Raw genomic sequence first — 20,682 nt, 5'->3', positions numbered from 1 at the left:
GTATGTATGGTGATATGAAACATAAGCGGAAGCACCGGTGGAAACAACTGACGAAACATATAAAGAGCTTCCCGTTCCTCCTGCTGCTCAGCAGTTACTTTTGCCTGGTCGGTATATTGGGATTTCCCTCATCGGGCAATGCTATTGAACCTGTGAATCCTTCCGTAAATTCTCTTGAATTAATCATCGACGGGGAACGGGTAAAATCGGACGTTCCGCCGATTATCAAAGATGACCGAGTTCTCGTTCCCTTACGGGTTGTTTCGGAGTATCTGAAATTGAATCCCACTTGGATCGAAGAACTCAGAGAAGTCCGACTTGGAAAACCGGGATTATTGATCCTGCTCAAGCCGGATGTGAAAACGGCACAGGTGAACGACAAAAAGGTCGAGCTTGATGTAGCTCCGGTGATAAAAGACGATCGAACGATGGTGCCGTTGCGATTTGTCAGTACCGTCTTGGGCGCAGAGGTGAAATGGATCGCCGAGTCCCGTACGGTTACCATTTTGACGACGCCCAACTCGTCACCAAGTCAAAATCCTCCTACGGCGATTGTTCCCACAACGACTCCAGCTACGACAGTTCCTTTACCCTCAACACCACCGTCGACTCCGCCATCGCAACCACCGCAGGTTCCGCCTACACAGATACCATCACAACCGGCGGTCGAAGCCCCAGTGGAAAAGGTAGCGGGAATTGACTGGCAAATAGAAAATGGGTCTACTGTCGTGATTCACCTCGATGCGCCTGTAGAAGATTATAAAATAACCAGGCTTTCTTCTCCGGAACGGTTGATCATCGACTTCCCCAATCTCCGTCTAGGTGATGATCTTCCCCGAAACACTGTCGTCAACTTGTCGCCGGTAAAACAGATACGTTTTGGCCAATATCAAGAGGACATTGCCCGAGCCGTAATCGATCTAACGGCCAAGGTGGAGCCCCAGATCGCGAAAGCTGCCGGAGGCGTAGAGGTACGGTTCGCTCTTCAACCGATCCGCCCAACCAAAGAGACACCTTTGGTATTGATTGATCCGGGTCATGGCGGCAGCGATCCAGGGGCGCTAGGACCGAATCAGACTCGCGAGAAAGATGTAACACTTCAGGTAGCTTTGATCCTACGTGCTCAGCTGCAGAAAAAAGGGATTGCCGTTCTGATGACACGAACGGAGGATATGTTTGTATCTCTGGCTGATCGGGGAACCATCAATGACCGGGTCCGTCCTAACCTTTTCTTGAGCATTCACGCCAATTCCTTTGCCCGTTCCGATGTGGGCGGAACAGAAACGTGGTATTACGATGATCAAGGAAAGCATCTAGCCTCCCTCATCCAGCGGAATGTTCTCCCGATAACCGGGCGGAATGACCGGGGGATTAAACAAGCTGGTTTTTATGTACTCCGTTCGTCACCTGTTCCGGCAGCCCTTTTGGAAATGGCTTTTATCTCGAACCCGGATGAGGAGAAACTACTCTTTGACCGGAATTTTCAAAACCGCATCGCACAGACCCTTTGTGATACCTTGACAAGCTATTTAAATAAGCAATAAATGACTGTATCAGTCATACTTTGTCGAACGATTCTTACCTAAACATGGCAGGAAAAGGAAAATAGACCTCGAAAATATCCTACACATTCATATCAGAACTGTCGGGCTGAAGGCATCGAAAGGAGGCAATGCGGTTGATTTACGCGACGATTGCATTGGTGCTTTTCATTGGGGTTGTAACCATGGCAGAACTCCGGGAAAATAAGACCTATCGAAAACCGAGCGGCCTCGACCCTGTCGCAGTTCGTCGGTTAATCCGTCAAAACAACAGCAGAGATCGCTTCATTCCTCCCAGCCAAAATGCGGTTCACGGACACTCAGTGGAATCATAACCACGATTGTAAAAAAGAACCCGCTATGTTCGCTTTTGCTAGCATAGCGGGTTCTTTTTTTTCTAATCTAACCTATTCCTTAATATTTGCCCTTTGTGGATTCGACGAAGCCTGAGCCAATAAACTGTGACGATAACCATAGACGAAATAAATGACGATGCCGAGGCCCATCCATTTTAAGAAAAGCATCCATGTCGTATAGGGTAAAGAGAACATTAAAAATGCGCAAAAGACGATGGCTAGAAGGGGAGTATAGGGAACGCCAGGACAGCGAAAAGGGCGTTGTAAGTCAGGTCTTTGGTAACGGAGCAAGATAACGCCTAAGGAAACCATGATGAAGGCAGACAGGGTTCCCAAATTGACCATCTCGGCGACGACTTGAATCGGTACAAATCCAGAAATGACGGCCACCGTAATCCCTGTAATCCATGTGGAGATAAAGGGTGTCGCATGCTTAGGATGAATCTTGGAAAAAAGAGGAGGTAACAGACCGTCACGACTCATGGCGTAAAAGACTCGGGTCTGCCCGAACATCATCACTAACAGCACTGTAGTGATACCGGATATTGCACCTATAGAGACGAGTCCGGCTACCCAGTTTTGTCCCGCCACCTGCATAGCTAAAGCAACCGGTGCTGACACGCCGGCAAACTGTGAATAAGGTACAATCCCCGTCATAATCGCAGAAACAACAATATAGAGAACTGTACATATGGCTAGGGAAGAGATAATTCCAATAGGTAAATCTCGTTGAGGGTTCTTGACTTCTTCGGCAGCTGTGGAAACGGCGTCAAATCCGATATAAGCGAAGAAGACGATCGCCGCTCCCGACCAGATGCCGGAAATCCCAAAAGGCATGAAGGGGACCCAGTTTGCCGGCTTAACGTACCACACGCCGACACCAATGAATAAAGCCACTACAGTCAGCTTTATCGCCACCATCACGTTGTTTACCTTAGCGCTTTCACGGATTCCGAGCGATAAAAGTGTGGTGACCGATAAGCAAATAATGATAGCCGGCAAGTTAATAACGCCGCCAGCAGCGGGAGGATTCGTCAGTGCAACAGGCAAGTTGAATCCTAATCCCTCTACAAGCTTGACAAAATAGGCGGACCAACCGATGGCGACGGTTGAGGAAGCCAACCCGTATTCGAGAACTAAGGCCCAACCGATCAACCAAGCCACGAACTCTCCTAATGTCGTATAAGAATAGGTATAGGCGCTGCCGGAGACAGGACAGAGAGCAGCAAATTCAGCATAGGCCAAGGCGGCAAAGCCGCAAGCTAAACCAGCGACGACAAAGGACAACATGAGTGCTGGTCCGGCATGTTCGGCAGCAGCGATACCGGTGAGAACAAAAATTCCCGTTCCGATAATCGCGCCGATACCGAGCAAGGTGAGATCGTAAGCTCCCAAGGTTTTTTTCAATCCGCTTTTTCCTTGAGAGAACTGGATGAGTTGATCCAGTGACTTCTTGCGCCAAAGATTCATGCTTAATAAGGACTCCTTTCTCTCTTTGCTCAAGTATCTACAGTGGTCGGTGAACCTCTATTCTGTGCAAGTTTTCCCCGTTTCGGTGTATGTAAACATCTTGCTCTGAGAATAAAAGGACAATCACACAATGACATATTATAGAGGCAAGTGAATTTAAGCACAATACAGAAAGAAAAAAAGTCCAGAATAAAATGATCTGAACTAGCGGGTGGATTACTTATGCATGCTTCGCCGGTGACATTCTGCAAAGGCTCTATTCATCGCTCGCGTATGTACGGGATTTATGTAATCTCGGTCTGAGGGGTTTGAAAAGCACCACGCCGCCATGACGCATTCGGAACATTTTCCGTCACGGTGGGGGCGGGGAATCGGTATGATAACCGCCATAATATCCTCCGCTTATCTTCAGTTTTCCTTCGAATGTAGTATGCCCTGTTGCAACAAATCAAAACCTTGTCCTATTTTTTCCATTCATTCGCATAAAGTAGACTAAAGAATGGCCAAGGAGGAAATGGTTTTGAAAAAGTTTGGACCGCCTGAGTCGGGTGAATGGATTACTAACCGGCGCCGAAAAAAGCCTTCCACCGCCACGCCGGGCACTTCGGAAGAAAAGGAAAAAGGGACAAGCTCTGCCAGTCATCCATGGTCCAGTTCTCAGTTCGAGTCGGGCCGCCGTTGGTTTTCTAAGGATGACTCGAAATGGGGTGATCCCTCCTGGCGAGAACCTCCCCACGAGCCGGAACCAGGATCGATGCTGCGCCGTTGGTTATGGCAAACGGTCTTCGCCGTAGCCATATTCGCTTTGGTCTGGGAAGTCTTTCAGTTAGAACAGCCCTGGGCAAAAACAATGCAGGCACAAATACGACAATTGGCCACGGAGAGTATGAACTTAGAACCTCTTCATCAAGCGGTCACGCGGTTAGGTCTTTGGACGGAAGAAGCAGCTACTTTACCCGTATTAGCGCCCACCGACGGGGGAGTTCAGTTTGGACTGCCTGTCAATGAACCGGTTAAAGGGGTCATCGTTCAAACCTTTGGACAACAGGGGAATGAGTTCAGTCCGGGCATACGCATCGCCGCAACGGCAGGCTCACCGGTCATGGCAGGGATAGACGGTAAAATCATCAATAGTTGGGATGAGAACGGTGGAACCTACGTGCAGATTGCCGCCTCTGATGGAAGCATTCGTTTAATGGGGCCTTTGGATAAAGTAGAGCTAAAAGCTGGACAGGCTGTTGAATCGGATACGATCGTCGGCCGTTTAGCCCGAAATAAAGAGGATCAACAAGCCCAACTCTACCTGGAAGTGCGGCGCGGCGGTCAAAGTGTCGATCCGCTGGAACGAAACAAAGAGAAAGGAGGCGGAACGGTTGAAGATCGCCCGCCTAGCGGGAGTGGATATCCGCATTAATCAATGGCTGGTACTGATGTCCGCTCTGTACGTTTGGGCTGGTGTCGGACCTCAAGTGGCATTGGCATTTCTCTGTGTCGCTTGGCATGAACTGGGTCACAGCATTGCCGCCCGTCGTGCCGGTTTTTCCGTACAGGAGATCGAGTTTTTCCCTTTCGGAGGAGTGGCCCGAATCTCTCCCGGATTGGAGCAAAGCCCTCGAGACGAAATCATGGTGGCTTTGGCTGGACCGGTTTTTTCATTTATCCTGGTGATCATGCTTGACGCTGGGCTTATGCTCGGCATGGGATGGAATGATTCTGTTGAATATCTGCGCAATGTCAACTTTACCTTAGGTGCTTTTAATCTCCTGCCCATTTTACCTCTCGACGGAGGGCGAGTATTCCGCTCGCTTCTAACGACCCTCTGGGGAGCCATGAAAGCATCCCAGCAGGCTGCTCTTTGGGGGGAAGGAATGGCGCTGTTGTTCGGGTTTTTATCTATTATAGGACTTTACTGGCAAAAGAGCGGTTTAGACTTGCCGCTTATCGCTGGTTTTTTGTTTCTCGGAGCCCATAAAGAAAGGACGATAGGACCGATGGTATTCTGGCGCCTGCTTAAAGCGAAACGGCAAAACTTAAGTACGAAAAAGACTTGGAGCGGAGATGTAGTTGTGGCCCGAGAGGATGTACATATTTCCAACCTGTTGCCGCAAATTGTGCCTGATCGCTGTATGCTGATCACCGTCATCGATAAGGGAGGGCATATCGTTGGACAGGTGAGTGAAAGCGATTTGCTGAGTCATATGATGCAAGGGAACGAAGATATGCCAGTCGGAGATTTGATCCGAAAAGCTTAAGCGTAAAAAGGGTTGTCTTTAACAGATAAAGGGGATAATCTATTCATGAGTTAAAGGAACATCGTACCAACGGGGCGATAGATCATAAAGAGACTGAGCGGAGGATCAAATTGCAGCACACTCATGAATCGATAAACAAGGCATTAGAAGAGGGACTGCTCACCAAGGTGACGAAACCGACCCGGTACACCGGCGGGGAGTATAATCAAGTAAAGAAAGACTGGGCTGACATCGATGTATCAATGGCGTTTGGGTTTCCCGATGTCTACGAAGTGGGGATGTCCCACTTAGGTCTGCGCATTTTGTATCATCTAATTAACGAACAGCCCCGGATGGTCATGGAACGGGTCTTCGCACCTTGGGTAGACATGGAAAAGGAGATGCGTGCCCGTCAATTACCGCTGTTCTCCTTGGAAAGCCGCCGGCCCTTGACAGACTTTGATGTCGTAGGCTTTACGCTTCAATATGAAATGTCCTATACGAACATCCTCAACATGCTTGATTTAGCTGGGATTCCGCTCAAATCGATCGAAAGAAGCGATGATGCACCACTGATCATGGCCGGTGGTCCCTGTGCAGTCAATCCGGAGCCGCTGGCAGATTTTGTCGATTTGGTCGTTTTAGGGGAAGGGGAGGAAGTACTGCCACGAATCCTCCAGAGGATCGCTCAATTTAAACAAGCAGGCCGTTGGCGGACTTGTGCCGAAACGAGGGGCCGTGAAGAGTTGCTCTTCGCCCTAGCCCAAATCCCCGGTGTCTACGTGCCCGCTTTCTATCGATCTGAATACGACGAAAAAGGTCTTTTCAAAGGTACGATACCAAACCGTTCTGGTGTGCCTGCCCGTATTTCCAAGCAGATTGTAGCTGACTTGGACAAGGCCTATTTCCCGACAAAATCGCTTGTGCCCTTCATGGATGTCGTCCATGACCGGGTGATGCTAGAAGTCCTTCGGGGCTGTTCCCGTTCCTGCCGGTTTTGTCAAGCTGGAAGCATCTATCGACCTGTTCGAGAACGATCGATGGAAACATTAAAAAAACAGGCTGACGAACTGGTCAAGACGACAGGCTATGACGAGATCGCCCTAACCTCGTTGAGTACAGCCGATTATACTTGTGTGGAACCGCTGATCCAATCGTTGATCGCTACTCATCAGGAGCAAAAAGTAGGAGTATCCTTGCCATCCCTCCGGGTCGACGCCTTCTCAGTGAATTTGGCCAAGGAAGTACAAAAAGTGCGTAAAACCGGGTTGACCTTTGCACCGGAAGCAGGGACACAGCGCCTACGCGATGTGATCAATAAGGGAGTCACTGAGGAAAACCTCATGGAAACCGTAGAGAGCGCCTTCGCTAACGGATGGACCGGCCTAAAGCTCTATTTCATGATCGGCTTGCCAACTGAAAAAGAGGAAGACTTGGAAGGGATTGCTCAACTGGCCGAACGGGTCGTTTACCGCGGAACCGGTATCCTGCGAGAAAAAGGCATCAAAAAGAGTGTTAAGGTGACCGTCAGCACCTCATCCTTTGTACCGAAGCCTCAAACACCCTTTCAATGGGAACCACAGGCTCGCATTGAAGAACTTGAAGAAAAACAGGCTTACTTAAAAAAGCGCCTCAAAGATCGCCGCATCAACTACAATTGGCACGATGCAAAGGTAAGTTTTATGGAGGCTGTCTTGGCCAAAGGGGATCGCCGAATCGGAGATGTTCTTTACCGGGCTTGGCAAAAAGGTTGTACTTTCGACGGATGGTCCGAATACTTCCACTTTGATCGCTGGCAGGAAGCTTTTGCCGAATCGAATATTGATCCCGAATATTACGCCTACCGCACCATCCGTTACGACGAACCATTGCCCTGGGATCATCTCGATTTCGGTGTGCAACGCCAATATTTAGTCCGGGAACATAAAAAAGCCTTAGAAGAGTCTTTGACCCATGACTGCCGCCTCGATTCATGTTCCGGTTGCGGCGTTTGTCCTACCCTTGGCGTAAGTCTGGATTTGCGGGGTGAAAAGCATGTACCGAATTCGGATCGCATTTAGCAAACAAGATCCAGTCCGCTGGCTTTCCCATCTGGATACCCAAAAAGCCTTTGAGCGGGCCTTGCGCCGAGCTGAAATTCCCTTGGCATTTTCAGAGGGTTTTAATCCTCACCCCAAAATCGCCTTTGCCTCGGCTTTAGCCGTCGGTGTCGTCTCCCTCGGTGAATATGCAGATATTGAACTGGCTGAGGACATGGCGCCTGAAACGGTGAAAGAAAAGCTCCAACAGGCAATGCCGGAAGGATTCGGTGTGCAAGCCGTAAAAAAAGTTCCCCAAGGAACGCAGGCACTGATGGCCGCTGTCAACCGGGCCCAGTACCGGGTACGGGTCCCCTTGGCCAAAGAGATTGAAGATGGAATGGTAAAAGCCGCTCTCGCTAAAAGCCTCGCAGAGGAAGCTTGGCTGGTAGAACGGGAAGGCAAAAAAGGCCGATCCACCAAGGATATTCGTGGCGGAATCTATCAGTTAACAGGTCATATTGTCGAAAGTCACCTCGTTCTGGAGATGGTTGTGCAGACCGGCAGTGAGGGGAACGTTCGGCCCGAAGAAGTTCTAGAAATCGTGGCGCGCACAGGCAGCTTGCCTGTCCATATAGAGCGGATCCGCATCCTACGGCTCGGCTTGTTCGTAGCCAAAGGGGATCGGCTCATGACGCCCTTAGAAGTGATATGAACAAAGTGGTCCTCGTTCAGGTGGAAGAGAGCCATACGAAAATCGCTCTCTTGGAAGATGACCACCTGGCTGAATTACATTGGGAAAAAAACGAACAAGGCTCGATCGTCGGCAACCTTTACAAAGGCAACGTAGAAAATGTTCTGCCCGGTATGCAGGCAGCCTTTATAGATATCGGACTTGAACGGAACGCTTTTTTATACGTAAAAGAAGCGATTCCAACCGTACTGAAGGAGGAAGGGATCAGCCCCTCCATCGGAGATATTCTCAAGCCGGGACAGGAAGTGCTCGTACAGGTCCTCAAAGAGGGGATTGGGACCAAAGGGCCCCGTGTTACTCGCAACGTAACACTGCCAGGCCACTGGGTCGTCCTGATGCCCATGATGGATCATGTAGGTGTATCCAAACGCATTGAAGATGAGCGGGAACGACGGCGGCTGAAAGAAGTGGCTGAACGAGTCCAGATCCCTGGGATGGGGATCATCATCCGGACAACAGCTGTCGGAGCCGATGAAAATGAATTGGCTGCAGACATCAGACGTCTCCAAGAACGGTGGCAAAAAATCGAAGAGAAAATTAGACGCCGCCCATCGCGAAGTCTTGTCTACCAAGGCGGGACTCTAGTTGAGCGGATCTTGCGGGACATGATCGATGATGAGGTACAACAAATCCGGGTGAACGATTGCACCACCTATAATCAAATGTGGGAGTGGGCAGAGGAAAACTACCCTCTTTTGCGCAGCCGCCTCCATTTGCAAGACGGCCGCGATTATTGGACAGAGTTCAACTTGCAAGTGGAAATCGAGAAGGCCCTCCGTCCCAAAACGTGGTTAAAATCGGGAGGGTATCTCGTCATTCAGGAGACAGAAGCTCTCACGGTGATCGATGTCAATACAGGCAAGTATACAGGTACACATGACTTGGAAGATACCGTTCGCAAGACGAACTTAGAAGCGGCTCGAGAAATCGCCCGCCAACTTCGACTTCGCAGCATTGGCGGCATCATTGTCATCGATTTTATCGACATGACAGTAGACAGCCACCGGCAAGAGGTGCTTGATGTGCTGCGAGAAAGCTTGCAAAGAGATAAAGCCCCTACGAACGTGCTGGGAATTACGCCGTTAGGCTTGGTCGAGATGACCCGTAAGAAGGTTCGAGACAGTCTCACGTCTATGTTGACGGAGCCTTGTAGTTGCTGCGACGGGAGGGGGAGGGTGTACCGGAAATCGCCGATCACATAGGCGACCGGTCCTTTTCACAAGACCGCTTGTTGCGTCCGAGGGTACGGGGTGTAATAAATGAGTGCGATACTCGTACTAAAGCGGAGCGGGCTGTATGGACCGAGTTCGCCGCGGGCTTCGAGTCCGCTTACTTACCTGCTGCCCTAAAACGCGATATTCTCGTAGTGAACAGTTGACAAAAGTGAATTATGTCGATATTATATTGATTTGTAGGTATCTGTCCCCTGGTCACAACCGCTCAGGTCGGGCTGGATGAAGTTGGCGTAAGCCGCGCCTTGCACTTGGCGAGTCTAGATGTAGGAGGTGTCATCATGTACGCAATTATTGAAACTGGCGGCAAGCAGTACAAAGTCCAACAGGGCGATGTGCTGAACGTAGAAAAGCTGGAAGCCAACCCCGGTGATGTGATCACGATCGATCGCGTTTTCGCCGTCGGATCCGAAGGCGACCTGAAAGTGGGTGCTCCCACCGTCGCTGGCGCAAAAGTTCTGCTCAAAGTCGAAGAGCACGGCAAAGGCAAGAAGATCATCATCTTCAAGTATAAGTCGAAAAAGAACTATCGCAAAAAACAAGGTCATCGTCAAGCTTTTACCCAAGTCCGTGTGGAAGCTATCGAAGCCTAATTGGGCTGAACCATGGTAAAAGTAAAAGTTTATGTCGACGACAACGGGCGAATCTTGGGTTTTGAAGCGACAGGTCACGCAGGAGCAGCACCCCACGGCCAAGATGTGGTCTGTGCGGGCGTGTCAGCGTTGACGCTAACGGCTGTCAACGGGCTGGAACACTTTCTCGGCGATCAAGCCCTGGAAGTAGATGCACCGGGACCAGGGAATTTGCGTTGCATGCTAATGGACCCTCTGATGACTGACGATGCGCGGACAGCCCAGATTATCCTGGAAACAATGGTACTCGGTTTAGAAAAAACCGCGGAGAATTATCCGCGTTACTTGAAAATGGAAAAAAGGAGGTGTCTCCCGTGTTAGTCATGAATCTGCAATATTTCGCCCATAAAAAAGGGGTCGGCAGCTCCCGAAACGGACGCGACTCTGAAGCCAAACGGCTGGGCGTAAAACGCAGCGACGGGCAACAAGTTATTGCTGGCAATATTCTTGTTCGCCAACGTGGCACCAAAATCCATCCCGGAAATAACGTGGGTATCGGCAGTGACGACACCTTGTTCGCCATGGTGAACGGTGTAGTCAAGTTCGAACGAAAAGGCCGGGACAAAAAACAGGTTAGCGTATACGCAGTCTAAATCACAGCACCCCCGGAGAAATCCGGGGGTTTTTTGTCAATATTATTAGCAGGGGCTGTTCTTGATTTAGTTCAATGGGAGAGAACGATGGAAGCAAAAGAAGCGATACTGGAGCGGTCCTTCTCGCCGGGAACAGAGGCTTGGATCGAATTGTGGCGTCACCTGCGCCATGATTTCGTCAACCACATTCAAACCATCATGGGCTATGTACAGATCAACCGTCAAGATCGAGCTGTCGAATACATGAAAGAAGTGGCTGCCGGACTTCAAGCGGCAGGAGGCATTTTGGCGTTAGGGGTAATGCCGGTCATTGCCTGCCTGATTCTGAAAGCACAAGAGCTTCGGCAGATATCGGTGGAACTGCAAGTCCGGGTATCTCCCCAATGGAACCCTTCTTTATGGCAAGGTGACAGGCAAGCTCGCCAACTGGCCGAGGAAGCATTGGAAGCGATCGATAGCATGCTCACAGGGAGGCCCGGTCAAGACGGTGGGGACATCCTCGTCCTTTATTTCCGTGGACAACCTCAACTTATGGATGCCTACTGGCAGAACAGCCCCAAATAATCGCAGCACATCATCTAGGAGGTTGCTTTTTTGTTTTACGATCAGGCAAAAATCTACGTTAAAGGCGGCGACGGCGGTAACGGAGTAGCATCCTTTCGCCGGGAAAAATATGTCCCTGAAGGCGGTCCTAACGGTGGTGACGGCGGCAGCGGAGGTAACGTCATCTTTATTGGTGACGAGGGACTTCGAACCCTGGTCGACTTTCGCTATCAACGGCACTACAAAGCGGAACGCGGCGAGCATGGCATGGGTAAAAATATGCATGGCCGTAATGGCGAGGACATGACCGTTAAAGTCCCTATCGGTACCGTTGTCAAAGATGCCGAAACGAACGCCCTGATTGCCGATATCACGAGTCACAACCAAAAAGTGATCGTGGCCAAAGGTGGACGGGGTGGACGGGGAAACGCGAAGTTTGTCAGTTCAGTCAACCGTGCTCCAACCATCTCTGAAAACGGTGAGCCCGGTGCGGAGCGTTGGTTAGAACTTGAGTTGAAAGTCCTAGCTGACGTAGGGTTGGTTGGCTTTCCTAATGTTGGGAAATCGACGATTATCTCCGCTGTTTCGGCGGCTAAGCCGAAGATCGCCAACTACCACTTTACGACCCTTGAGCCGAACCTCGGTGTAGTCCGGTTGGGTGAAGGTCAGAGCTTTGTTATGGCCGACATCCCGGGACTGATCGAAGGTGCTCACGCCGGTGCCGGACTAGGGCATGATTTTCTGCGTCACACAGAGCGGACCCGCTTTTTGATTCATGTGCTCGATATCTCCGGTAGTGAAGGGCGCGATCCCTTAGAAGACTTCGACGCGATTAACAAGGAACTAGCCTTGTATAAACCAGATTTGGCTGAAAAGCCTATGGTGGTGGCAGCGAACAAAATGGATCTGCCTGGGGCAGAAGGGAATTTGGAACGTCTTCGAGAAAAACTCGGAGATGAACATCTGATATTCCCTGTTTCAGCGGCAACCACGCAAGGGCTGGAACCGCTCCTCTGGCATGTCTATCATGGTTTAGAAGCAATGGGACCGGTTGTCTTCGAAACGGTGACTGCCGAAAAACATATGGACGTTCGCGTCACCGGTAAGAAAGAGGAACGTTTCCGCATTGACCGTGACGAAGAGGGTACCTTTGTCGTCTCCGGTGCAGAAGTGGAGCGGCATGTGGCCATGACTAACTTCGAAAATGAAGAATCGGTGACTCGTTTACAACGGATCCTCGACAGGATGGGTGTCGATCAGGCCTTGCGCGATGTAGGGGCGAAACATGGTGATCAAGTTCGAATTAGAGAATTAGAGTTTGATTTCGTCGAGTTTGGCGGAGATTATGCCCCTGACCCTGATGAGGCGGATAACGAAGAATAGACCTTAATGACGGTAAAGAGGCAACTAGAAAAAAACTCGAATAGTTATAAAGATAAGGCTATTCTGTCAGTGTGATCTTCGGCAGGAAAGCTTTTTGGAACCGAGAACTTATAAGGAAAATCGATGTTGACGACTTGTTCTGTTCATTCGCCAACATTGGGAGGTGCGCCTTTTGTTATCTCGACGAGATCTGCCCAAGGCGCGCCGGATCGTCGTCAAGGTGGGTACCAGCACCTTGACCCATGGAACCGGCAAACTAAACCTGGAGCAGATAGAAAAGCTGGTCCGTCAGTTAGCTGATCTGGCAAATCAAGGCTATGAGCTTCTGCTTGTTTCCTCGGGGGCTGTCGGTGCAGGGATGGGACGACTGGGACTACAGAAGCGGCCGAAAACAGTCCCCGAAAAGCAGGCTTGTGCTGCCGTCGGTCAGGGAATCCTCATGCATATGTACGAAAAACTGTTTGCCGAATACGGTCAAGTGGTTGCCCAAGTTTTGCTCACCCGTGATGACCTCGCCTTCCGAAAACGGTATATCAACGCTGGCAATACGCTGGAATCTCTTCTGCGGATGGGCGTCATTCCAATCATCAATGAAAATGACACCGTCGCTGTCGACGAGATCCGCCTTCGTTTTGGAGACAACGACACCTTGTCTGCTATGGTGGCGAGTCTCGTACATAGCGACGTCTTAGTATTGTTGACGGACATCGACGGGCTTTACACGGCCAACCCTCGTGTCGATCCTTCGGCAGTCCTTATCCATGAGGTGGCAGAGATCACACCGGAGATCGAATCCATGGCGGCTGGTGCTGGATCGAATCTGGGAACCGGAGGTATGACGACGAAACTCCAGGCGGCACGGATCAGTGTAGACTCTGGTGTGGCCATGGTAATCGCACCAGGTAACCGCCCAAATGTGCTCCGGGAAATCATGGCTGGTGACGATATAGGAACGTTGTTTATTCCAGCTGAAAAACCGCTGCCCGGTTACAAGCGTTGGCTTGCCTTTGGCTCCGCCTGCAGCGGACGCATCACCATCGATCAAGGAGCGGTCGCTGCGCTGATCACGGGCGGAAAGAGCCTGCTGCCTTGTGGTATTGTCATGACAGAAGGCGACTACCAGAGCGGCGACATGGTCAGTATCATCGCTCCTGAAGGATACGAGGTAGCTCGCGGGGTCACTCACTATTCTGCCGATCAGGTGCAGCGTATCATGGGAAAACAATGCCAGGATATTGAGACTCTTTTAGGAATTAAGGGGTATGATGAGGTCATCCACAGGGATAATCTCACTGTCATGGCGTCCCGGTAGACTGGAGCAAAAAGAAATCAATGCTGTGGCAAAGAGGGGGAAAAAATATGAATCTCGTTACCGAATTAGCCCTCAAAGGTAAACAAGCAAAAGACGCCGCCTACAAACTGGCGTCCATATCATCGCAGATCAAAGATAAAGCCCTGGAAGCGATGGCCTACGCCCTTGTGGCTCAGGAAGAAGAGATTTTAGCGGCCAACGCCCTCGATGTGGAGGCAGGCCGTAACAAAGGCATGTCCAATGCGCTTCTAGATCGACTGATGCTCAACAAGAAACGGCTCGAAGAGATGGCCGAAGGGCTATACGCCTTGGTCAGTTTGCCCGATCCCATCGGTGAAGTAGTTCGCCAATGGCGCCGGCCGAATGGACTCGAAATCGGCCAGGTCCGGGTTCCCTTGGGCGTTGTGGGAATTATCTATGAAGCACGGCCCAACGTGACGGTTGATGCGGCTGGGCTTTGTCTGAAAACGGGAAACGCTGTGCTGTTGCGAGGCGGTTCGGAAGCGATCCGTTCCAACACGGCCATCGTCAAAGTCATCGCTGCGGCCGCCGAAGAAGCAGGTTTGCCATCAGGTTCGATTCAACTCGTAGAAGACACAAGCCGTGAAGTAGCCCAGCAGATGATGACCATGAACAAATACCTAGACGTCCTCATTCCACGAGGTGGTTCCGGCCTGATTCAAACAGTCGTCAAAAATGCCACTGTGCCAGTCATTGAAACAGGAGTAGGCAACTGCCACGTCTATGTGGATTCCCATGCCGATCTGGATATGGCCGAAAACATCGTCATCAATGCGAAAACCCACCGCCCTGGTGTCTGTAACGCCATGGAAACGTTGCTTGTCCATCAAGATGTGGCACGCAAATTCGTACCCCATGTCGGTAAAAGGCTGCAAGAAATGAATGTGGAACTGCGCGGGTGCCCCCGTACCTTAGCGCTGATTGAAGGCGCCAAGGAAGCGACCGAAGAAGACTATCAAACAGAATACTTAGACCTTATATTAGCTGTCCGTGTCGTCGACAGCTTTGAAGAAGCTCTCGCCCATATCCGCCGCTACAGCACTGGCCACTCGGAAGCCATCGTCACCAATGACTACCTTCGAGCCCGGGAGTTTACCCGCTGTGTCGACGCTGCTGCTGTCTATGTGAACGCCTCAACACGCTTCACCGATGGATTCCAGTTCGGCATGGGCGCTGAGATCGGTATCTCAACCCAGAAGCTGCATGCTCGCGGACCGATGGGTCTGAACGAAATGACGACAATCAAATACGTCTGCTACGGCGATGGCCAAATCCGGCAGTAACAGCGAAGAACAAAAAGGGTTTATCATTGGTCCCCACGGCGTTGTTATTCCCATTCCTCCAGATGCGGCGGACTATGAATGGGTGGACAGCTCCTTTGGGATTAAAGTACCCAAAACGAGGATATATTGCTCAGCCCAAAAGCCATTAAAAATTGGCATTATGGGTGGGACATTCGATCCGGTCCACTACGGTCACCTGGTGACGGCGGAAGCGGCGGCGGACCTTTTTAGCTTGTCGACGGTCATTTTTGTTCCGTCAGGACGACCGCCTCATAAGCGAGCTTTCTCTGTCACCGACCCCTCGGAACGATACGGTATGACTGAATTGGCCACCTGCTCTAATCTGCGCTTCCGTATGTCGGATATCGAGATCTGCCGCCCGGGGTACTCCTACACCATCGACACGGTCCGTGCCTTTCGATCGGCTTATGGTGGTGAAGCGGAATTGTATTTTATCACTGGTGCCGATGCCATCTTGGAAATCATGACCTGGCACCGCATCGACGAACTGATGAAAGAATGTCACTTCATCGCCGCCTACCGACCGGGATATGACCGGGAACACCTGAGGGATGCGGTGGAGCAGATGTCCAGGGATTTTTCTCAACGGATCCATTTAATCGAAGTCCCGGCTTTGGCTATTTCTTCCACTGATATCCGAAGGCGTTTACAAGAAGGGCGCACCATCAAATACCTTCTCCCAGAGCCTGTTATCCATCGTATTGCCGAACGGGGTCTTTATGTCGATAGTGGGACTCACGAATAAGGCCGATGCATCTGGTCATACTAAGTCGCGAGCGCAAGGAGCGGTCAAAAGCCGCGACAAAAATTGCACTAGAGATCTGGCTTTATGGTGAGGTGAACAAATTTGACACGGACTCTTTATGTAGGTAACCTTCCGTGGGCAACAAAGCCCGAAAACCTAACCGAACTATTTTCTCCCTATGGTGAGGTCATCAGTTCTCGAATCATCACAGACAGGGAGACCGGTCGCTCCAGAGGTTTCGGATTTGTAGAGGTCAACGACGAAGACGCCGAACGCATGATTGAATCAATGAACGGCGCAGAGTTTGAAGGTAGACAGTTGACCGTCAATGAGGCCAAACCCAGACAGGGTGAATAAGAGTTTTTTATGCTCACCTCCTAGACCTTTTTGGTATAGGGGGTTTATTATTGTTATGAAAGGAAAGGATGATCTTATTGGAAGATTGGGAAGCCATCATCGGACGCGTGAAGGAGGATATGACCCGGGAGATGAGCAGCCGTCGCTATGGGCACATCGTTGGCGCAGGACAGACGGCTTCCCAACTGGCGAAGTGTCACGGCCTTGATCCGGTGAAGGCGATGGCTGCCGCATTGCTTCACGACGTCGCTCGGGAGTGGCCGGCAGAGAAGCAACGCAGACGTTGCGAACAGGCACAAATTACTCTGGAGCCGTGGGAGTGGGAGCAGCCGGAACTTCTTCATGCCTATGTAGGTGTCCATGTGGCTCAAGAAAAGTACGGAGTTCAAGATCTAGACGTATTAAACGCCATATGCTGCCACACTGTCGGTCATCCCCAGATGGGAAGCTTAGAGAAAATCGTCTACTTAGCTGACAAAATGGAGCCAAACCGTTCTTACCCGGGAGTCGAAAAAATCCGGGATACGGCTGTGAAATCCTTGGACAAGGCTATGATCGTCGCCCTCGAACAGAGCATCTACCATGTCCTTCGCAAAGGGCGCATGCTTCATCCCTTGACGATCGGTGCTCGCAATCAACTCCTATGGAACGAAAAAATCAATAGAGACTCAGGAGGGAATCGACGAATTGGGACACAATAGTAAACATCTCGCTATAGAGATCGCCGAAGCTGCTTCGGATAAAAAAGCCTTTGACATCATGATTTTGGATCTGCAAGGACGCTCCAGCGTAACTGATTACTTTGTTATCTGTAACGGTAACTCGACGCCGCAACTACAAGCGATCTGCCAAAACATCGAAGACAAAATGAAAGATATGGGCATCCAAGTGTTGAGGACGGAAGGGTACCGAGAAGGTCGTTGGATCCTGATGGATTACGGCGCTGTAGTGGTTCACATATTCCAGCCTGAGACGAGAGACTTCTATAACCTAGAACGTCTCTGGGGGGACGCCCCAAGGGCTATGGAACCGAACTTTTCCGATTTCGTGCAATAGCAGCGGTCATGAACATCTTTGATGTCATCGGACCGGTGATGATCGGCCCGTCTAGCTCACATACAGCCGGGGCGGTTCGCTTGGGAAATGTGGCACTGTCCATCCTTGGCGAGCCTGTTCAAGAAGCGAGCATCGGCCTGCACGGCTCTTTTGCCCAAACCTACCAGGGTCATGGTTCTGACCTGGCCCTGGTGGCCGGCCTTTTGGGCTGGTCCACCGATGATGCCCGTATTCCTTCCTCCTTCGACCATGCGCGAGAGGCCGGGCTGACGGTAACCTTTCATAAGGAAAACCTGGGAGAACTGGCCCATCCCAATACGGTTCGATTTCGGCTGAAGGGAAGACAAGGTGTGGCTTCTGTCATAACCGGTTCTTCCATCGGAGGCGGACGGGTACTGGTTACAGAAGTGGACGACTTTCCTTTGGAATTTACCGGTGACTTTGCCACGTTGTTGGTAATGCATCATGACCGTCCCGGTGCGATCACCTTGGTAACGGGTATATTATCTTCCCAGGGGATCAATATCGCTCAAATGCGGGTGTCACGTAAACAAAAAGGGGCCTTAGCCCTTATGGTCCTTGAGACGGATCAACCCGTTGGAGACGGAACGATTCGGGCCATCAGTTCTCTTCCTCAAGTGGAAGCGGTACGCAGGATACAAGCCATGTAGGTTTTCTTTTACCTGTTACACAGCGGGAATGGGTGTAGACTGGAAGAGGCGGGAACGGCGTTGACCGAAAAATTATCGTTGCAATATTGGATCGCACAAGCAGAAGAGAAAAACACCACATTTGCAAACTATTGTATCCAAAATCAAGTTGAAGCGTTGGAACTGCCAGCACAAGAGATTCTCGAACGTATGGAATCGATGCTTGCAGTTATGCGCGAAGCTGTTCAGATAGGATTACAAGGTGTTCGATCCGTCGGTGGACTCGTTGGGGGAGACGCTCGTAAACTCGACGAATACCTGAAGTCAAAGCCTGAAAAAGTTATCGGCGGGACGTCGCTTTCCAAAGCGATCACGATGGCTTTGGCTGTTGGTGAAGCGAATGCTTCTATGGGTCGGATCGTTGCAGCACCGACGGCAGGGGCAAGCGGCGTCTTGCCATCGGTGCTGTTTACCATAGCCGAATCTCATCATCTCACTGAACGAGAACTAGCGAAGGGGCTTGTCGTCGCTGGTGCCATCGGCATGGTGATTGCCTCACGGGCCTCCTTGTCAGGGGCAGCTGGAGGTTGTCAAGCGGAATGCGGTTCTGCAGCCGCGATGGCCGCTGGTGCCGCAGTAGATCTTTGTTCCGGTACGCCTTCTCAAGTCGGGGAAGCGGTAGCTATGGTCTTAAAAAACATGCTCGGCCTTGTCTGTGATCCAGTGGCCGGGCTCGTGGAAGTCCCCTGCGTAAAACGAAATGCGGGCGCTGCTGCTCAGGCAATCGTCGCGGCTGAGATGGCTTTAGCCGGTATCAAAAGCGCCATACCTGTTGACGAGGTTATCGATGCGATGGGAACGGTTGGCGGCTCCTTGCCAAAGAACCTTCGGGAGACTGCTTTAGGCGGGTTGGCCGCTACACCCACGGGAAGGGCATGGGCGAAAAAACTCTTTGGACACATAGAAGAATAAGCTGACAAGCTCCAGACGCCACGATGAAGGCAACACTTCATCGTGGCGTTTTTTGTCGAATTCAGGGTTTATTTATCGAAAAAATATTGCTTTTCCCCAATACTGAGAATAAAATTACAAGTGTAATTGGAAGATCCTTTTTCTAAGTTGATCTCCGGAGGGCAAAGGACGCCCTTCACCGCGAAGGGATATTAGCTCCGTGGTGAAGGGCGTTTTGAATGTTACACAAAGAACAAATCGAGGGGGTGGACGTGGAGGCAGGAAAGTTTGAGCGACTTAGGTGATTAAAAAACAGGAAAAAATTAAGGAGGAATTCAGAGAAATGAAACTGAAGCGCAAGTATTTATTCATGTTCCTCAGCATTCTGCTGATCCTGTCTGTCGCTGTTGTCGGCTGCGGCGGCGGGAAACAAGCTAGCAATGCACCGGCAGCTGGCAGCGGAGATAAAATCAAAGTGGCTTTTGTCTATGTGGGACCTGTTGGTGACGCTGGTTGGTCTTACTCTCACGACCAAGGTCGCCAGTATCTGGTCAAAGAAATGCCTAACGTAGAGACGACAGTCGTCGAATCAGTTCCTGAAGGCGCCGACGCTGAACGGGTATTAACCGAACTGGCATCTAAAGGCAACAAGGTCATCTTTGCCACCAGCTTTGGCTATATGGACTATGTAGAAAAAGTGGCCAAGAAGTTTCCCGAGGTCGTTTTCCTCCATGCAACCGGCTTTAAGACTGCCAATAACGTAGGTACATACTTCGGCAGAGAATATCAAGCCCGTTATCTTTCTGGTCTCGTAGCCGGCAAACAAACCCAGACCAACCTGATCGGTTATGTAGCCGCTATGCCTATCCCCGAAGTCATCCGTGGTATTAACGCCTTCACCTTGGGTGTTAAAGAAGTCAATCCCAAAGCCACGGTGAAAGTCGTCTGGACGAATACATGGTATGATCCGGCCAAAGAAAAAGATGCTGCCAAGAGCCTCCTCGATGCAAACTGCGACGTCATCGCCCAACATCAGGATACACCGGCTCCGATGCAGGCTGCCGAGGAAAGAGGCAAGTTTGGCATCGGCTACAACACAGACATGAGCAAGTTTGCGCCGAAAGCTGTTTTGACTAGCCCCGTTTGGAACTGGGGTCCCTACTATGTAAAAACGGTGAAAGCCGTCATGGACAAGACCTGGAAAACTGAACAATACTGGGGTCCGATGAGCGATAATATCATCGACTTGGCGCCTTTTGGTCCCATGGTCAGCGAAGATACCAAAGCACTCGTAGCGAAGAAAAAAGATACTATCATGAAAGGTCAGTGGGACGTCTTTACCGGTCCCATCAAAGACCAACAAGGACAAGTGAAAGTTCAGGAAGGTCAGAAGATGACCGACAAAGAAATGCTCGGATTTGATTGGTTTGTACAAGGTGTAGACGGAGCCATTCCCAGCGCCAAACAATAAGTACTAGAGTGACCGCAGGCCGCCTTCCTTTTGGCAAGGCGGTCTTCCCATCTGGAGGCTTT

General features: G+C 50.7%; 22 protein-coding genes and 1 other annotated feature. Of the genes, 21 read left to right on the top strand and 1 reads right to left on the bottom strand.

The window, feature by feature from the left end:
* The first annotated feature begins 2 nt into the window (after positions 1 to 2).
* On the top strand, positions 3 to 1,544 hold the full coding sequence (locus H1S01_RS05155) for an N-acetylmuramoyl-L-alanine amidase family protein (protein ID WP_188039029.1): 1,542 nt from the start codon (positions 3 to 5) through the stop codon (positions 1,542 to 1,544).
* 134 nt (positions 1,545 to 1,678) lie between these two features.
* Positions 1,679 to 1,876 (top strand): hypothetical protein, encoded by a 198-nt coding sequence (locus H1S01_RS05150; RefSeq protein WP_188039028.1) that lies wholly within the window; start codon positions 1,679 to 1,681, stop codon positions 1,874 to 1,876.
* 72 nt (positions 1,877 to 1,948) lie between these two features.
* Here the strand turns inward: H1S01_RS05150 and bcaP are convergent, their stop codons facing one another.
* Complete coding sequence (gene bcaP, locus H1S01_RS05145) at positions 1,949 to 3,367, bottom strand: branched-chain amino acid transporter BcaP (protein WP_188039027.1); 1,419 nt, start codon at positions 3,365 to 3,367, stop codon at positions 1,949 to 1,951.
* 520 nt (positions 3,368 to 3,887) lie between these two features.
* Between bcaP and H1S01_RS05140 the strand changes: the two genes are divergently transcribed.
* From H1S01_RS05140 to H1S01_RS05050, 19 genes are all read left to right on the top strand, one after another.
* Positions 3,888 to 4,781: a murein hydrolase activator EnvC family protein gene (locus H1S01_RS05140; protein WP_188039026.1), complete on the top strand. Its 894-nt coding sequence runs from the start codon at positions 3,888 to 3,890 to the stop codon at positions 4,779 to 4,781.
* Complete coding sequence (locus tag H1S01_RS05135) at positions 4,741 to 5,619, top strand: site-2 protease family protein (protein WP_188039025.1); 879 nt, start codon at positions 4,741 to 4,743, stop codon at positions 5,617 to 5,619. The genes H1S01_RS05140 and H1S01_RS05135 overlap by 41 nt, the downstream gene beginning before the upstream one ends.
* 110 nt (positions 5,620 to 5,729) lie before the next feature.
* Positions 5,730 to 7,658: a TIGR03960 family B12-binding radical SAM protein gene (locus H1S01_RS05130; RefSeq protein ID WP_207732192.1), complete on the top strand. Its 1,929-nt coding sequence runs from the start codon at positions 5,730 to 5,732 to the stop codon at positions 7,656 to 7,658.
* Positions 7,633 to 8,331: a TIGR03936 family radical SAM-associated protein gene (locus tag H1S01_RS05125; RefSeq protein WP_188039024.1), complete on the top strand. Its 699-nt coding sequence runs from the start codon at positions 7,633 to 7,635 to the stop codon at positions 8,329 to 8,331. The genes H1S01_RS05130 and H1S01_RS05125 overlap by 26 nt, the downstream gene beginning before the upstream one ends.
* Positions 8,328 to 9,572: an Rne/Rng family ribonuclease gene (locus H1S01_RS05120; protein ID WP_188039023.1), complete on the top strand. Its 1,245-nt coding sequence runs from the start codon at positions 8,328 to 8,330 to the stop codon at positions 9,570 to 9,572. Before H1S01_RS05125 ends, H1S01_RS05120 begins: the two co-directional genes overlap by 4 nt.
* 222 nt (positions 9,573 to 9,794) lie before the next feature.
* Positions 9,795 to 9,874 (top strand) — a sequence feature (ribosomal protein L21 leader region).
* 9 nt (positions 9,875 to 9,883) lie between these two features.
* Positions 9,884 to 10,195, top strand: a complete 312-nt coding sequence (rplU, locus tag H1S01_RS05115) for a 50S ribosomal protein L21 (protein ID WP_155475125.1) — start codon at positions 9,884 to 9,886, stop codon at positions 10,193 to 10,195.
* 12 nt (positions 10,196 to 10,207) lie between these two features.
* Positions 10,208 to 10,555 carry a ribosomal-processing cysteine protease Prp gene (locus tag H1S01_RS05110; protein ID WP_188039022.1) on the top strand — a complete coding sequence of 116 codons (348 nt, stop codon included), beginning with the start codon at positions 10,208 to 10,210 and terminating at the stop codon, positions 10,553 to 10,555.
* The gene (rpmA, locus tag H1S01_RS05105) at positions 10,549 to 10,827 is read left to right on the top strand and encodes a 50S ribosomal protein L27 (protein WP_170291615.1); all 279 of its coding nucleotides are present in this window, start codon (positions 10,549 to 10,551) and stop codon (positions 10,825 to 10,827) included. Before H1S01_RS05110 ends, rpmA begins: the two co-directional genes overlap by 7 nt.
* Before the next feature lie 87 nt (positions 10,828 to 10,914).
* Complete coding sequence (locus tag H1S01_RS05100; protein ID WP_188039021.1) at positions 10,915 to 11,391, top strand: Spo0B domain-containing protein; 477 nt, start codon at positions 10,915 to 10,917, stop codon at positions 11,389 to 11,391.
* Positions 11,392 to 11,421: 30 nt separating this feature from the next.
* On the top strand, positions 11,422 to 12,753 hold the full coding sequence (gene obgE / locus H1S01_RS05095) for a GTPase ObgE (protein WP_188039020.1): 1,332 nt from the start codon (positions 11,422 to 11,424) through the stop codon (positions 12,751 to 12,753).
* A gap of 172 nt (positions 12,754 to 12,925) precedes the next feature.
* On the top strand, positions 12,926 to 14,065 hold the full coding sequence (gene proB, locus H1S01_RS05090; RefSeq protein ID WP_188039019.1) for a glutamate 5-kinase: 1,140 nt from the start codon (positions 12,926 to 12,928) through the stop codon (positions 14,063 to 14,065).
* Between the two features lie 47 nt (positions 14,066 to 14,112).
* Positions 14,113 to 15,369 (top strand): glutamate-5-semialdehyde dehydrogenase, encoded by a 1,257-nt coding sequence (locus tag H1S01_RS05085; protein WP_188039018.1) that lies wholly within the window; start codon positions 14,113 to 14,115, stop codon positions 15,367 to 15,369.
* Complete coding sequence (nadD, locus tag H1S01_RS05080; RefSeq protein WP_188039017.1) at positions 15,350 to 16,135, top strand: nicotinate-nucleotide adenylyltransferase; 786 nt, start codon at positions 15,350 to 15,352, stop codon at positions 16,133 to 16,135. The genes H1S01_RS05085 and nadD overlap by 20 nt, the downstream gene beginning before the upstream one ends.
* Positions 16,136 to 16,237: 102 nt before the next feature.
* Positions 16,238 to 16,492 carry an RNA recognition motif domain-containing protein gene (locus tag H1S01_RS05075; protein ID WP_155475119.1) on the top strand — a complete coding sequence of 85 codons (255 nt, stop codon included), beginning with the start codon at positions 16,238 to 16,240 and terminating at the stop codon, positions 16,490 to 16,492.
* A 77-nt stretch (positions 16,493 to 16,569) separates the two neighbouring features.
* The gene (gene yqeK / locus H1S01_RS05070; RefSeq protein ID WP_188039016.1) at positions 16,570 to 17,193 is read left to right on the top strand and encodes a bis(5'-nucleosyl)-tetraphosphatase (symmetrical) YqeK; all 624 of its coding nucleotides are present in this window, start codon (positions 16,570 to 16,572) and stop codon (positions 17,191 to 17,193) included.
* Positions 17,180 to 17,548, top strand: coding sequence for a ribosome silencing factor (rsfS, locus tag H1S01_RS05065; protein ID WP_188039015.1), 369 nt, complete (start codon positions 17,180 to 17,182; stop codon positions 17,546 to 17,548). Before yqeK ends, rsfS begins: the two co-directional genes overlap by 14 nt.
* An 8-nt stretch (positions 17,549 to 17,556) precedes the next feature.
* Positions 17,557 to 18,219 (top strand): L-serine ammonia-lyase, iron-sulfur-dependent subunit beta, encoded by a 663-nt coding sequence (sdaAB, locus tag H1S01_RS05060; protein WP_188039014.1) that lies wholly within the window; start codon positions 17,557 to 17,559, stop codon positions 18,217 to 18,219.
* 60 nt (positions 18,220 to 18,279) lie between these two features.
* Positions 18,280 to 19,170 (top strand): L-serine ammonia-lyase, iron-sulfur-dependent, subunit alpha, encoded by an 891-nt coding sequence (gene sdaAA / locus H1S01_RS05055; protein ID WP_188039013.1) that lies wholly within the window; start codon positions 18,280 to 18,282, stop codon positions 19,168 to 19,170.
* 322 nt (positions 19,171 to 19,492) lie between these two features.
* Positions 19,493 to 20,620 carry a BMP family ABC transporter substrate-binding protein gene (locus tag H1S01_RS05050; RefSeq protein ID WP_188039012.1) on the top strand — a complete coding sequence of 376 codons (1,128 nt, stop codon included), beginning with the start codon at positions 19,493 to 19,495 and terminating at the stop codon, positions 20,618 to 20,620.
* Positions 20,621 to 20,682 lie beyond the last annotated feature (62 nt).

This window comes from Heliobacterium chlorum (genome assembly GCF_014502795.1).
GTDB lineage: Bacteria > Bacillota > Desulfitobacteriia > Heliobacteriales > Heliobacteriaceae > Heliobacterium > Heliobacterium chlorum.
The sequence above is the reverse complement of the archived record's forward strand: the minus strand, read 5'-3'. Positions and strand labels throughout refer to the sequence as shown.